This is a genomic window from Streptomyces milbemycinicus, assembly GCF_002154605.1.
Taxonomy (GTDB): Bacteria; Actinomycetota; Actinomycetes; order Streptomycetales; family Streptomycetaceae; genus Streptomyces; species Streptomyces milbemycinicus.
Genome location: NZ_MUNE01000318.1, coordinates 24,314 through 38,404, shown reverse-complemented (window position 1 = coordinate 38,404; position 14,091 = coordinate 24,314). Strand labels below are relative to the sequence as shown.

Here is a 14,091-nt window from a genome sequence, read left to right as displayed (position 1 = left end):
ACCACCGCGTGGAGCAGCGCCATGTGCAGAAGACCCGATCAGGCCAGTGAGCCGCAGACCGGAACCCGCCGCCGTACCTTCCTGCGCACCACGGGACTCGTCGGCGCGGGCGTGGCGATCCCCGGTCTCGAGGCGGCGCCCGCCGGGGCCGCCGAACCGGCTGCCGAACAGGCCCCCGCCTGGCGCCCCGACCCCGACAGCCCGCGGTTCACCGTCGCCGTCATGCCGGACACCCAGTACCTCTTCGACGGCGAGAGCATCCACCCGGCGCCGGTGGAGGCGTCCTTCCGCTATCTCCTCAGCCGCGCACGCGAGGAGAACATCGTCTTCCTGTCCCACCTCGGCGACCTCACCGAACACGGACAGCCCGCCGAATTCGGGCCGATCGGCCGGGCCTTCCGGCTCCTGGACGAGCGGGGCGCCGCCTACAGCGTGGTGGCCGGCAACCACGACCTCGACTCGCGCACCGACGACCAGCGCGGCCGGACGCCCTACCTGGACACCTTCGGCCCCCGGCGGTTCCGCTCCGCGCCCTCGTTCCGCGGCGCGAGCCCGGACGGCTACAACACGTACCACACCTTCCGCGCCGCGGGCCGGGAGTGGCTGGTGCTCGCCCTGGACTGGCGCCCCTCCGCGAAGGGCATCGCCTGGGCGCGGGACGTCATCGCACAACACCCCAGGACCCCGGTACTGCTCACCACCCATGAACTGGTCTACGCGGACCGCGAGGGCGAGGAGGCGCAGTTCTCCGACCACGGCCAGTGGCTGTGGGACGAGCTGATCGCGGACCACGACCAGATATTCCTGACGCTCAACGGCCACTACTGGCCGCCCGCCCGCACGGTCCGCAAGAACACCGCGGGCCACGACGTCCATCTGCACATCACCAACTACCAGGACCGCTACTACGGCGGCGCCGGGATGATCCGCCTCTACCAGTTCGACCTGGCCCGTAACACCATCGACGTCCGGACGCTCTCGCCCTGGATCCTCGGCCGCGCCGACGACGAACTCAACGAGCTGGAGCGCGGCGAGATCGAACGCACGGGTCCGCAGGACTACTTCAGCATCCCCGTCGACTTCGAGCGGCGCTTCGCCGGGTTCGCCCCCGTCGCCCCGCGCCCGGCCCGGCCCGCCTCCCGGATGGTGATCCCCGGTACGGTCGCGTACTGGCGCTTCGACCAGGGGGACCGGAACGGCGCTCCCGTCGAGGACTCCGTACGGATCACCGACCACTCCGGCCGCGGCAACCACCTCACCAAGGTCACCGTGGACGGCAGCCCCGCCACCGCCCTCACCTGGTCCGATGAGTACCACCCCGACCAGCCGGGACACGGCAGCCTCGCCTTCCACGGCGACAAACCCCCGCTGCGCGGCGCCTATCTGCGTACGGCCGACGGCGCCCCGCTGAGCGGCGAGACCTTCCGCTCCGGCTACACCGTCGAGGCGTTCCTCAAGCTGCCCGCAGACTGGGACAGCGGGCACAACGCCTGGTCGGCGCTGCTCAGCCGGCGGGGCCGCAGCGGCGATGCCGGAAAGACCGGCGGGGACACGGACGAGCCGGTGGTCACCCTCTCGCTGTCCGACGGCCATGGGCTCCAGTGGGCCGTCTATCCGCTGAACCAGGACGGCGCGGTCACCAACTGGAGCCATGAGCTGCCGCTGAACACCTGGTGGCATGCGGCGGTGGTGAACGACGGACGGCACACCACGATGTATGTGGACGGCTGCCCGGTGGCCCGCAACCCCTCGACCGTGGCCACCGGCCTCACCACCCTCGGGCTGCCCTGGCTGCTGGGCGGCTATGAGTACGGCGGGAAGATCGACCAGGTCATGAACGGCTGGATCGGCGACGTCCGGGTCGTGGACCGGGCGCTGGCGGTGCGGGACTTCATGTGTGCCTGACGCGCTCCTCCAGACGGACCACGATCCCCTTCGACGTCGGCGTATTGCTGATGTCCGCCACACTGTCCAACGGCACCAGGACGTTGGTCTCCGGGTAGTACGCGGCGGCGCACCCGGGCGCCGTGGGATAGGCGACCAGCTGGAAGTCTTCCGCACGGCGCTCGACCCCGTCGTGCCAGACGCTCACCAGATCGACCCGGTCGTCCTGCTGCAGGCCGAGCGCACGCAGATCGGCGGGGTTGACGAAGACGACATGGCGGGAGCCGTGGATGCCGCGGTAGCGGTCGTTCAAGGTGTACGGGACGGTGTTCCACTGGTCGTGGGAGCGCAGGCTCTGCAGGATGAGATGCCCTTCCGGCGCTTGCAGCATGTCGAATTCATTGCAGGTGAACATTGCTTTTCCGGTCGCCGTCTCGAAAATTCCCTCGTCGACCAGGCTCGGAAGTCTGAAGCCGCCAGGTTTGAGCACCCGGGCGTTGAAGTCGTGGAAACCCGGCACGACATGGGAAATGTGTTCCCGGATCGTTTCGTAACTCGTCTCGAAGCGCTCCCAGGAGACCGGCACTTTGTCGCCCAGGGTCCGCCGGGCCAGTCTGCTGAGAATCGTCACCTCGCTGAGCAGGTGTTTGGAGGCGGGCTCCAGTTTTCCGTAGGAGGCGTGCACCTCGCTCATCGAGTCCTCGACCGTGACGAACTGCTCTCCGCCGGCCTGGATATCGCGTTCGCTGCGGCCGAGTGTGGGGAGGATGAGCGCTGTCCGGCCGCAGACCGCATGTGAGCGGTTCAGCTTTGTGGAGATATGCACGGTGAGCCGGCACTGGCGCATCGCCTGCTCCGTGACCTTGCTGTCGGGCGTGGCGCGGACGAAGTTTCCGGCCAGACCGAGGAAGACCTTCGCCCGGCCGTCGAGCATGGCCTTGATGGAGGCCACCGTATCCCAGCCGTGTGCGGCCGGCGGGGTGAAGGAGAATTCCTTTTCCAGTGCGTCCAGGAATTCCTGCGGCATCTGCTCCCAGATTCCCATGGTCCGGTCGCCCTGGACATTGCTGTGACCCCGCACCGGGCATACGCCGGCGCCGAGCTTCCCGATGTTCCCGCGCAGCAGAAGAAAGTTCACCACCTCGCGAATGGTGGGAACGCCGTGTTTGTGCTGGGTCAGCCCCATCGCCCAGCAGACCACGATCCGGCCGCTGCGCAGCACCAGATCGCGCAGGTCCTCGATCTCCCCGCGGGTGAGCCCGGTGGCGGTGAGGACATCCGGCCAGGAGACGGTCTTGTGGAGGTGTTCGGCGAACTCGGCGAAGCCGCTGGTATGGGAGTCGATGAAGCTCCGGCCCAGCACCGTGCCGGGCGCGGCCTCCTCGGCCTCCAGAAGGAGCAGGTTGAGGGCCTGGAAGAGGGCGAGGTCGCCGCCGAGACGGATATGCAGGAACTGGTCGGCGAGCGGGGTGCCGCGGCCGATCACACCGCGGGGCTCCTGCGGGTGTTTGAAGCGCATCAGCCCGGCCTCGGGGAGGGTGTTCACCGCGACGATCCGGCCGCCCCGGCGCTTGCACTCCTCCAGCGCGGACAGCATCCGGGGATGGTTGGTGCCCGGATTCTGTCCCACCACAAAAATCAGATCGGCGTGGTAGATATCCGTCAGGCTCACGTCTCCCTTGCCGATGCCCAGTGTCTCGAACAGCGCCGCGCCGCTGGACTCATGGCACATATTGGAGCAGTCGGGAAGATTGTTGGTGCCGAAGGCGCGGGCGAAGAGCTGGAGGACGAACGCGGCTTCGTTACTGGCCCGTCCGGAGGTGTAGAAGACCGCTTCGTTCGGCGAGTCCAGCCCCCGCAGCTCGTCGGCGATCAATTGCAGCGCACCGCTCCAGCTGATCGGCTCGTAGTGGTCCGCGTCGGGCGGCTTCACCATGGGCACGGTGAGCCGGCCCTGTTGATTGAGCCACTGGTCGGATCGGCGGCCGAGTTCCGAGACCGGATACCGGCGGAAGAATTCGGCGGTGATCCGGCGCGTCGTCGCCTCGTCATTGACGTGTTTGGCGCCGTTCTCGCAGTACTCGTTTCGATGCCGCATGCCCGGTTCGGGCTCCGGCCACGCACAGCCGGGGCAGTCGAAACCCTTCGTCTGATTTATGTTCAGCAGCGTCAGAGCGGTACGCCGAGGCGATGTCTGGCTCAGCGAGTACTTGAGCGCGTTCGCCACCCCGGGGACGCCGACGGCCCAGGTCTTGGGCGGCGTCACCGTTGCGTTGTCATCATGCCCATCCGGGGTCCTCGGGTCCTCCATCGCAGTGCACCTTTCGTCGGTCCGCGCCGGTCAGCCGCACGGCCAGTTCGGAACCTGTGGGCGCTCCTGTCCGGACTCGGGCTGCACATAGCCGTCCTTGATCGCACCGCGCCACTTTCCGGTCTCGCTCCCCTCCTCTTCGATGAATTCCTTGAAGTTCTCCAGCTCGCCCTGGATATGGCGGCGGACGATGCCCAGGCCGCCACCTGCTCTTTCCATCACTCCGCTGGGTCTGAAGGACATCGCCAGCGTCACCCTGGAGCGGTCCCCTTCGAGCGGCTGGAACTCCACCCGGCCGACGTGCCTGGGCCTGCTCCTCCAGCGGCCCGAGCGCTCGGGATGCTCCAGGGAGCGCCACCTCAGCCGCTCATCAGGACGTTGCTCCACGGTCTCGGCGTCGAACTCGCGGGTGACGCCGTACATCTTGGTGACCCAGTGGGTCATATTGGCCTGAGGCCGGTCGACGCGCTTCACCCCGTCCATGAAGCGGGGGAAGAGAGGGAACTGCGTCCACTGGTTGTAGGCGATATCGACCGGCACATCGATGTCGACCGAAGCCCGGATCAGGGTCATGGCGGCCTGCCTCTCCTCAGCTGCGGCGTGCGGAAACCCCGCAGCTGAGGCCGAACGCGTGATGAGGGTTCTGGTGCGAGCCCGCGGGTCCCCCGTACCTCGTCCGATGAAACAGGCGGGCACGGAGGTTTCCGTTCCGCACAACCCTTGGCATGGCCCGCAACTGTGTTTATGGTGCAGTGCAATGCTACACGGCACTGGAGGTCGGATGGCTCGTCAGACTGTGACGCCCCTGGGTGGCTCACGCGTGCGTATCACCGGGGGACTGCTGGCCGACTGGCAGCGGCGCAACCGCGAGGCCACCGCGCCGCATACGCTGGAGCAGCTCAGGAAGGCCGGTAACCTCGACAACCTCCGCCGGCTGCTGCCCGAGGTGTCGGACGAGAAGCGGCAGGACACGCCCTACCGCGGCCGGTATCCGTTCCTGGACACCGACCTCTACAAGACCTTGGAGGGCTTGGCCTACGAGCTGGCGCGGCCGGACGACGACGGTGGCCGGCAGGCGATGCGGGACTTCTACGAGGAGACCGTGGACCTGCTGGAGCGCGTCCAGGCCCCGGACGGCTATCTCAACTCTTTCTTCCAGGATCCCGACTGCGCCAAGGCGCCCTGGGAAGATCTTTCCTGGGGTCATGAAATGTACAACCTCGGTCACCTCATCCAGGCCGCGGTCGCCGCTCACCGGCAGCTCGGGGACAAACGCCTGCTGGACGTGGCCGTCCGCTTCGCGGATCTGGTGGTGGAGCGCTACGGACCGCAGGGCGAGGATGCGGTCTGCGGCCATCCCGAAGTCGAAATGGCCCTGGTGGAGTTGTACCGGGAGACCGGCGACGAGCGGTATCTGACCCAGGCCCGGCTGTTCGTCGACCGCCGAGGCCGGGGCACTGTGCCATCGCGGGGCATGGGCTCCGCGTACTTCCAGGACCATCTGCCGCTGCGTGAACTCCCGTCGGTGACCGGACACGCGGTGCGGATGGCCTACCTGGCCGCGGGCGCCACCGATGTGTTCCTGGAAACCGGCGACCGCACCCTGCTCGACGCGCTGCGGCGGCTGTGGGACGACATGGTGGCCACCAAGCTGTATGTGACGGGCGGGCTGGGCAGCCGCCACTCCGACGAGGCCGTGGGGGACCGTTACGAACTCCCCTCCGAACGCTCCTACAGCGAGACCTGCGCGGCCATCGGCACCATGCAGTGGGCCTGGCGGATGTTCCTGGCCACCGGCGACGCCCGCTACCCCGATGTCCTGGAGCGCGTCCTGTACAACGCGTTCGCCGTGGGTCTTTCAGCGGACGGGCGCGCCTTCTTCTACGACAACCCGCTGCAGCGGCGCCCCGACCACGAGCAGCGCAGCGGGGCCGAGGAGGGCGGCGAGCCGCTGCGCCAGGCCTGGTTCAGCTGCCCCTGCTGCCCGCCCAACGTGGTGCGCTGGATGGCCCAGCTCGCCGACTTCCTCGTCGCGGAACGGCCGGGGGAACTGCTGGTCGCGGGGTACGCCCAGGCCGGTGTGGACGGGGCGGAGGCCGCGCTGGACATGGCGACCGGCTATCCGTGGGACGGCGAGGTGCGGCTCACCGTACGCCGGGCGCCCGACGAGCCGTACCGGATCTCGCTCCGGGTGCCCGGCTGGGCGGACCCCGGACAGGTCCGGCTCACGGTGGGCACGGCGGGCGAAGAGACCGCGGCCGGGGACGTGTCGGACGGCTGGCTGACCGTCGAGCGGCGCTGGCGCCCGGGTGACGAACTGCGGCTGAGCCTGCCCATGCCGGTCCGCGGCCATGTCTCCCACCCCTACCTGGACGCGACGCGCGGCACGGTCGCGGTGGCCCGGGGGCCGCTGGTCTACTGCGTGGAGCAGCAGGACTGCCCGGCCGGTGTCGACGACGTGGTGATCGGCGCCGAACACATCGCGGCCGCCCGGACCGCGGTCGCCCCGGAATCCGATGGTGTGCCGTCGGGAGCGCCGCTGATCGGGGTCACCGCGGATGTCGCGCCGCCGCCCTCACCCGAGCTGTATCCCGTGCTCGCGACCGGCCCGCAGCAGGCGCAGCCCGGCACCGGCACCGACACCGACACCGCCGAGCTGACCCTCGTTCCGTATTTCGCCTGGGGCAACCGAGAGCCCGGCCCCATGCGGGTGTGGATCAGAAACACCTGATCACCCCACGCCCGTATCTCTCCCCCCCCACATGTACGTCCCCCCGCGTACGTCCCATGTCCGCACGTTGCTCACTCCCGGAGAAGGTGCCATGAGAAGAGCCGTCCTGTCCTGCGCCGCCCTGTGTACTGCCATTCCCCTGACCCTCACCGCCTGCAGCGGAGGCGGCCCGGCCGCCTCCGGCCAGGCCAAGCCCACCGCGGACCCCGCCACCGGCGGCACCGTGCACTTCCTGGAGAAGCCCGACTTCTCGCACCTCGATCCGGCGCGCGGCTTCGACGGCGGGGTCAACAACTTCTACCGCCTGATCTACCGCACCCTCACCACCCGGGAGGCGGCCGGTCCGCACAGCGACGGGACGAAGATCGTCGGCGATCTGGCCACCGACACCGGCCGGGCGTCCGAGAACAACAAGACCTGGACCTTCACCCTCAAGAAGGGGCTGTTCTTCCAGAACGGCGCCCCGATCACCAGCCAGGACGTCAAGTTCGGCGTGGAGCGGGCCTGGGATCCCGACGCGGGCATCGGCTCGCCGTACGCCAAGCAGGTCATCGCCGCACCCGCCGACTACAAGGGCCCGTACCAGTCGGGCGACCTGGACACCATCGAGACCCCTGACGAGCGCACCATCGTCTTCCATCTCAAGAAGTCCTATCCGCAGTTCTCCAGCGTCGTCGCACAGCCGAACTTCACCCCCTTCCCCAAGGGCACCGGCGCCAAGGCCGCCTTCGACACCAAGCCGATCGCGTCCGGCCCGTACGAGGTGGCGAACTACCGGCGGGGCTCGTCGCTCGAGCTGGTCCGCAACAAGCACTGGAAGCGCTCCACCGACACGGTGCGCGCCGCCCGCCCGGACAGTTTCGTATGGACCTTCGGCCTGGACGCGGCGACCATCGACGAGCGTCTGATAGCGGGGCAGGGCAAGGACATCAACGCCGTCGGCCCCAAGGTGCAGCCCGCGACCATCGCCCGGCTCCAGACACCGCAGCTCAAGCAGCGCACGCTCGCCGGCGTGACCGGCTGCACCACGTATATGAGCCTGAACACCACCAAGGGGCCGCTCCGGGACGTCCGGGTGCGCCAGGCGATCGAGTACGCCGTCAACAAGCAGACCACGGTGGACGCCCTCGGCGGCTCCGCCCTGGCCACCGCGGCCACCTCCATCGAGCCCCCGTCGATCCCCGGGCGGGACGCCACGGATGTGTATCCCTCCAAGGACGGCACCGGCGATCCGGAAGCCGCCCGCAAACTGCTGGCCGAGGCCGGCCAGTCCAAGGGCTTCACCCTCACCGTGGACGCCCGCGCCAACGCCACCGAGCAGGCGGTGGCGGTGGCCGTCCAGCAGGGGCTGAAGCGGGTGGGCATCAAGGTGAAGATCAACACCATTGACACCTCGACCTTCTACGAGGTCATCGGCACGCCCTCACAGCAGCACGACGCGGCGCTCACCGGCTGGTGCCCGGACTGGCCGGGCGGCACCACCTTCCTGCCGCCGCTGTTCGACGGACGCCTCATCTCCGACAAGGGCAACTCGGTGCTCTCCATGCTCGACGACAAGAAGATCCAGAAGCGCATCGACGAGATCGCGGCGATGGAGGACGAGACGGCGCAGAACGAGGCCTACGGCAAGCTCGACGCCGAGATCATGAAGCGCGCCCCGATCGTGCCGCTCAACTACTCCAAGACCGTGCTGGTGGTCGGCACCAATATCGCGGGCGCCCACACCTCGATCTCGTACAGCGGCGGAATCGACCTGGTCGGCATCGGCCTCGCGGACCCGAAGAAGTAACCGGCATGGCGACCACCACCCTCCACGAGGCGCAGCCGTCACTGCCCTCGCCACCGACCGGCGCCGCGCCGCCCGGCGGCACCGCGCGACGTGTCCTGCGCGAGCTGCGGCGCGACATCGGGGCCGTGCTCAGCACCGCGTTTCTCGTCCTGATCGTGCTGATGGCCCTCTTCGCGCCGCTGATCGGCACGCTGGCCGGGCACGGCCCGGACACCTTCGACAGCGCGGCCGTCGACAAGGACCTGGGCGGGCTGCCCAAGGGGTCGCTCGGTGGCATCAGCGGCGACCACTGGCTGGGCGTGGAACCGCAGAACGGCCGCGACATCCTGGTCCGGATCGCCTACGGGGCGCGGATCTCGATGCTGATCGCCGTCTCCGCGACCCTCCTGACCACCGTCATCGGCGTGGTGCTCGGCCTGCTGGCCGGGTTCTACGGCCGCTGGGTGGACCAGGTCATCTCCCGGCTGATGGACTTCCTGATGGCCTTCCCGGCCCTGATCTTCATGATCGCGGTGCTGTCCGCGCTGCCGGCCGGCAACCGCCCGGTACTGCTGGTGATCGTGTTGAGTGTCTTCGGCTGGCCGTATCTGGCGCGTGTGGTGCGCGGTCAGACGCTGACCCTGACGGGCCGGGAGTTCGTCGAGGCGGCGCGGGCCTCCGGGGCCGGCAGCCGGGCGCTGATCTTCGCGGAGATCCTGCCCAATCTGCGCAGCACCATCATCGTGATGACCACGCTCGCCGTGCCCGGATACATCGGCACCGAGGCCGGACTCTCCTTCCTCGGCGTCGGGGTCACCCCGCCGACCGCCTCCTGGGGGCAGATGATCGCCAACTCGGTCAGCTGGTACCAGGTGGACCCGATGTACTTCGTGATCCCCGGCGCCTTCCTCTTCGGCACCGTGCTCGCCCTGACCGTGGTGGGCGACCGGCTGCGGCACGCCCTGGACGCGGGGGAGGCCTCCTGATGCTCCGCTACGTCGCCGGCCGGCTCTCCTGGGTGCTGGTCATCCTGCTGGCAGTCTGTGTGTTCACCTATGTCATCTTCTTCCAGCTCTCACCCGACCCCGCGGTGATGATCTGCGGCAAGACCTGCACACCGGAGCGCATCGACACGATCCGGACCTCCCTCGGCCTCGACCGCCCCTTCCTTCAGCAGCTGGGGGACTTCCTGCGCGGCATCGTGGCCGGCCGGGACTACGGCTCGGGCGCCAATCTGGTCCACTGCCCCGCCCCCTGCCTCGGCTACAGCTTCCAGAGCGGCCAGTCGGTGTGGGAGATGGTCCTCGAGCGGCTCCCGGTGAGCGTCACCGTCGCCGTCGGCGCGGCCGTGCTCTGGCTGCTCGGCGGGGTCACCATCGGGCTGCTGAGCGGGGTCAAGGAGGGTACGTGGTGGGACCGCTCCACCATGGCGCTGGCGCTCGGCGGCTCCAGCATCCCCCCGTACGTACTCGCCCTGGCGCTCCAGTACCTGCTGGTGGTCAAGTGGCAAGTGCTGCCGTTTCCCGCGGCGATCCCGTTCGGCGACGATCCGGTGGCCTGGTTCCAGTCGTATCTGATGCCGTGGATCGTGCTCGCCATCGGATACGCCTGTCTCTACGCCCGGATGACCCGGGCCAACGTCATCGACACGCTCGCCGAGAACTTCATGCGCACGGCCCGCGCCAAGGGGCTCGGGCCGGTCCTGATACTCCGCCGGCATGCGCTGCGGCCGGCGCTCACCCCGATCGTCACCATCTTCGGGATGGACTTCGCCGGTCTGCTCGGCGGCGCCCTCATCACCGAAACCGTCTTCGGCCTCAACGGCGTGGGCAAGATGGCCTCGGACGCGATCGCGAAGAACGACCAGCCGGTGATCATGGCGGTCACGCTGCTGGCGGCGTTCTTCGTGGTGATCGGCAACGTCGTGGTCGACCTGCTCTACACGGCGCTGGACCCGCGCGTAAGGACCACCGCGTCATGACCGAATCCCCAGCCCACCGGGCCGGACCGGACGAGTCCGCGGACCTGCTGGAGGTCGAGGGCCTGACCGTGACCTTCCCGACCACTCGCGGACCGGTGGACGTCGTCCGCGACAACACCTTCACTCTGCGGAACAACGAAACCCTGGGCATCGTCGGCGAGTCCGGCTCGGGCAAGTCCATGACGGCGCTCGCCGTCATGGGGCTGCTCCCACGGGGCGCGCGCACCAGCGGCAGCATCCGGTTCCGGGGCACCGAACTGCTCGGCCGCCCGGACGCCGAGCTGCGCCGGCTGCGCGGAAACGCGATGTCCATGGTCTTCCAGGACCCGCTGTCCTCGCTCAACCCGTACTACACGGTGGGCCTCCAGATCGCCGAGGTCTACCGCTGCCACCGCGGCGGTTCGCGCCGCGCGGCCCGCCGGATGGCCATCGACGCACTCGGCCGGGTCGGCATCCCGGACCCGGCCGAGCGGGTCGACCGCTATCCGCACCAGTTCTCCGGTGGACAGCGTCAGCGCATCATGATCGCGATGGCACTGATCTGCGAACCCGCCCTGCTCATCGCGGACGAGCCCACCACCGCGCTGGACGTCACGGTGCAGTCCCAGATCCTCGAGCTGCTGGCCGAGCTGAAGCGGCAGACCGGCACCGGCATGCTCTTCATCACCCACGACCTGGCGGTGATCGCCACGATCGCCCAGCGGGTGCTGGTGATGCGCGACGGGGAACAGCTCGAATACGCCGACACGGAGCGGGTCTTCTCCGCGCCGCGCCACCCCTACACCCGGATGCTGCTGGAGAGCATCCCGCGTATCGACGACGAGCTGGCCGCACCGGGCGTCGTATCGCCGACGGCCCGACCAGCCCGACCAACAGATCCCGCCCCAGCACAGGAGGAAGTCCGGTGACCGGCAGCCGAGGCAGCCAAGCTGATGCACCGCCGCTGCTGCGCGCCCGTGATCTCACCAAGCGCTTCACCACGCGGGGCGGGGGCGGTCCGCTGGGGCGCAAATCGGTGTTCACCGCCGTGGACTCGGTCAGCTTCGAGGTGTTTCCGCACGAGACGCTGGCGCTGGTGGGCGAGTCCGGCAGCGGGAAGTCCACCACCGCGCGGCTGGTGGCGAAGCTGATGGAAGCCACCGACGGCACCATCGAGTTCGCCGGGCGGGACGTCACCCATGCCCGCGGGACCGACCTGGCCCGCTTCCGCAATGACGTCCAGGTCGTCTTCCAGGACCCCTTCTCCTCGCTCAACCCCCGCCACACCGTGGAGCGCATCCTCACCGCACCCCTGGTCTACCAGGGGCTTCCCATCCCCGGGGGGCGGCGGGCCTTCGCCGGGGAGCTGATGGAACGGGTCGGCCTCAACCCCGACCATCTGCACCGCTACCCGGCGCAGTTCTCCGGCGGACAGGCCCAGCGGATCGGCATCGCCCGCGCCCTCGCGGTCGGCCCCAAGCTGGTGATCTGCGACGAGGCGGTCTCCGCGCTCGATGTGTCGGTGCAGGCACAGGTGATGGACCTGCTGCTGCGCCTCCAGCGGGAGAGCGGCTTCTCGTACCTCTTCATCGCCCACGACCTCGCCGTGGTGCGCCGGATTTCGCACCGTATCGCGGTGATGAAGCAGGGTGTCATCGTGGAGTCCGGCCCCTGCGCGGAGGTCTTCGAGCGCCCCCGGGACCCGTACACCCGCACCCTGCTGGCCGCGATACCCCGTATCGACCCGGAATGGGACCGCCGGCGCCGCGAGGGCGCCGCTGAGCACGCGTCCATCACCGCCTCACCCGAGGAACTGCCATGACCGACGACCTGTCAACCCGATCCCGTACCGCCACCGCCACGGAGGCTCCCGCCATCGCCACGGAAACCCCCGCCACGGATACCCCCGCCACGGAAGCCGCCGCCACCGCGCCGCAGTCCTCGCCGCGGTCCACGCGGCTGGACCCCCGTATGCCCCGGCTGGCCGAGCTGCCCTCCTTCGCGGCGTTCATGGCGGAGGGCTGGGACACCCCCGACCGCAGCGCCCGGACCGTGCCGGGAGCCGCGGACGCCGCCGCACACCACCGGGCGCGGCTCAGCGCCGCCCACCCGGGAGCGCCGATCGTGGTGGCCGCCGGGCGCGCTCCGGTGCGTTCCAACGACACCAACTACGACTTCCGCCCGGACAGCGACTTCTACTGGCTGACCGGGTGTGGCGGGGTGGAGCACGGCGTACTGGTGCTGCGCCCCGTACCGGGGGGCCATGACGCGACCCTGCACCTGCCCACCCCGGCCCGCCCCGGGGATCTGGGGTTCTTCGCCGACGCCGCGCACGGCGAGCTGTGGGTCGGTGGCGCACCCGGGCTTGACGAGTGGAGCGAGGCGCTGGGCCTGGACGTCCGCCCGCTCGACGAGCTCGACGCCGCGCTGGCCGGACTGACCAAGCCGCTGCTGACCGGCGCGCTCGACCCCGACACCGCACACCGCCACGGACTCGCCGCGTCCGCCGATCTGGGCCGTACCCTGTCCGAACTGCGCATGGTCAAGGACGCCTGGGAAATCGAGCAGATGCGGCAGGCCGTGGACCGCACCGTCGAGGGATTCGCCGCCGTGGTGCGCGAGTTCCCGGCGGCCATCGCGGGCGGCGGAGAGCGCTGGCTGCAGGGCACCTTCGACCGCTACGCCCGCACCCACGGCAACGGCCCCGGCTACGCGTCCATCGTGGGCAGCGGCGCACACGCGGCCACGCTGCACTGGGTGCGCTGCGACGGCCCGGTGGCGGAGGACAAGGCGGTGCTGCTGGACCTGGGTGTGGAGACGAACAGTTACTACACCGCCGATGTGACGCGCACCTTCCCGGCCTCGGGCCGGTTCAGCCCGGCCCAGCGCGCCGCGCACGACCTGGTGGAGCGGGCGCACCGGGCGGGCCTGGCCGCCGTCGCCCCGGGCCGGGACTTCGCCGACTTCCACACCGCCGCGATGGAGGTGGTGGCGCGGGGCCTCGCCGACTGGGGGCTGCTGCCGGTCTCCGTCGACGAGGCGCTGTCCCCGCAGGGCCAGCACCACCGGCGCTATCTGGTGTGTGGCATCGGCCACCACCTGGGTCTCGATGTGCACGACTGCGCGCGGGCGGACTACGACGCGTACCAAGGGGCGAAGATGGCGCCCGGCATGGTGCTCACCGTGGAACCGGGGCTGTACTTCCACGAGCACGACCGCACCCTCCCGCCGGAGCTGCGCGGGATCGGGATGCGCATCGAGGACGATCTGCTGGTCACCGAGGAGGGTGCGGAGGTGCTGTCCTCGGCGCTGCCGCTCGACGCGACGGGTCTGGAGCGCTGGATGACGACCCGCTGACCGTCTGCCGACCCCCGGCCGATGGACCGTCGGCCCGTCGGCCGGGGAACCGTAACAAGCCCAAGCATCGAAGTAGTATC

10 protein-coding genes are annotated in these 14,091 nt (G+C 69.6%); 8 read left to right on the top strand and 2 right to left on the bottom strand.

What is annotated here, in order from left to right:
* Positions 1-21: 21 nt before the first annotated feature.
* Complete coding sequence (locus tag CCN51_RS24970) at positions 22-1,905, top strand: LamG-like jellyroll fold domain-containing protein (protein ID WP_014175758.1); 1,884 nt, start codon at positions 22-24, stop codon at positions 1,903-1,905.
* Here the strand turns inward: CCN51_RS24970 and CCN51_RS24965 are convergent.
* Together CCN51_RS24965 and CCN51_RS24960 are read right to left on the bottom strand one after the other, a co-directional pair.
* Positions 1,892-4,195 carry an FdhF/YdeP family oxidoreductase gene (locus tag CCN51_RS24965; protein WP_043486587.1) on the bottom strand — a complete coding sequence of 768 codons (2,304 nt, stop codon included), beginning with the start codon at positions 4,193-4,195 and terminating at the stop codon, positions 1,892-1,894. The two genes, CCN51_RS24970 and CCN51_RS24965, sit on opposite strands and share 14 nt — an antisense overlap.
* A gap of 30 nt (positions 4,196-4,225) precedes the next feature.
* On the bottom strand, positions 4,226-4,768 hold the full coding sequence (locus CCN51_RS24960) for an SRPBCC family protein (RefSeq protein ID WP_014175756.1): 543 nt from the start codon (positions 4,766-4,768) through the stop codon (positions 4,226-4,228).
* A gap of 247 nt (positions 4,769-5,015) precedes the next feature.
* Between CCN51_RS24960 and CCN51_RS24955 the strand changes: the two genes are divergently transcribed.
* From CCN51_RS24955 to CCN51_RS24925, 7 genes are all read left to right on the top strand, one after another.
* The gene (locus CCN51_RS24955) at positions 5,016-6,926 is read left to right on the top strand and encodes a glycoside hydrolase family 127 protein (RefSeq protein WP_202948296.1); all 1,911 of its coding nucleotides are present in this window, start codon (positions 5,016-5,018) and stop codon (positions 6,924-6,926) included.
* A 91-nt stretch (positions 6,927-7,017) separates the two neighbouring features.
* Positions 7,018-8,715 (top strand): ABC transporter substrate-binding protein, encoded by a 1,698-nt coding sequence (locus CCN51_RS24950; protein ID WP_014175754.1) that lies wholly within the window; start codon positions 7,018-7,020, stop codon positions 8,713-8,715.
* A gap of 5 nt (positions 8,716-8,720) precedes the next feature.
* The gene (locus CCN51_RS24945; protein WP_014175753.1) at positions 8,721-9,680 is read left to right on the top strand and encodes an ABC transporter permease; all 960 of its coding nucleotides are present in this window, start codon (positions 8,721-8,723) and stop codon (positions 9,678-9,680) included.
* Complete coding sequence (locus tag CCN51_RS24940) at positions 9,680-10,675, top strand: ABC transporter permease (protein WP_014175752.1); 996 nt, start codon at positions 9,680-9,682, stop codon at positions 10,673-10,675. The genes CCN51_RS24945 and CCN51_RS24940 overlap by 1 nt, the downstream gene beginning before the upstream one ends.
* Positions 10,672-11,583 carry an ABC transporter ATP-binding protein gene (locus CCN51_RS24935; protein WP_014175751.1) on the top strand — a complete coding sequence of 304 codons (912 nt, stop codon included), beginning with the start codon at positions 10,672-10,674 and terminating at the stop codon, positions 11,581-11,583. The genes CCN51_RS24940 and CCN51_RS24935 overlap by 4 nt, the downstream gene beginning before the upstream one ends.
* On the top strand, positions 11,580-12,476 hold the full coding sequence (locus CCN51_RS24930) for an ATP-binding cassette domain-containing protein (protein WP_014175750.1): 897 nt from the start codon (positions 11,580-11,582) through the stop codon (positions 12,474-12,476). Before CCN51_RS24935 ends, CCN51_RS24930 begins: the two co-directional genes overlap by 4 nt.
* Entirely contained in the window at positions 12,473-14,011 is a 1,539-nt protein-coding gene (locus CCN51_RS24925; protein WP_014175749.1) for an aminopeptidase P family protein, read from the top strand. Before CCN51_RS24930 ends, CCN51_RS24925 begins: the two co-directional genes overlap by 4 nt.
* Positions 14,012-14,091 lie beyond the last annotated feature (80 nt).

Bases quoted from the DNA above. Each gene is read 5' to 3' on its own strand.
- CCN51_RS24945 (WP_014175753.1), top strand. From the start codon at position 8,721: ATGGCGACCACCACCCTCCACGAGGCGCAGCCGTCACTGCCCTCGCCA.
- CCN51_RS24935 (WP_014175751.1), top strand. From the start codon at position 10,672: ATGACCGAATCCCCAGCCCACCGGGCCGGACCGGACGAGTCCGCGGAC.
- CCN51_RS24940 (WP_014175752.1), top strand. From the start codon at position 9,680: ATGCTCCGCTACGTCGCCGGCCGGCTCTCCTGGGTGCTGGTCATCCTG.
- CCN51_RS24950 (WP_014175754.1), top strand. From the start codon at position 7,018: ATGAGAAGAGCCGTCCTGTCCTGCGCCGCCCTGTGTACTGCCATTCCC.
- CCN51_RS24965 (WP_043486587.1), bottom strand. From the start codon at position 4,195: ATGGAGGACCCGAGGACCCCGGATGGGCATGATGACAACGCAACGGTG.
- CCN51_RS24970 (WP_014175758.1), top strand. From the start codon at position 22: ATGTGCAGAAGACCCGATCAGGCCAGTGAGCCGCAGACCGGAACCCGC.
- CCN51_RS24925 (WP_014175749.1), top strand. From the start codon at position 12,473: ATGACCGACGACCTGTCAACCCGATCCCGTACCGCCACCGCCACGGAG.
- CCN51_RS24960 (WP_014175756.1), bottom strand. From the start codon at position 4,768: ATGACCCTGATCCGGGCTTCGGTCGACATCGATGTGCCGGTCGATATC.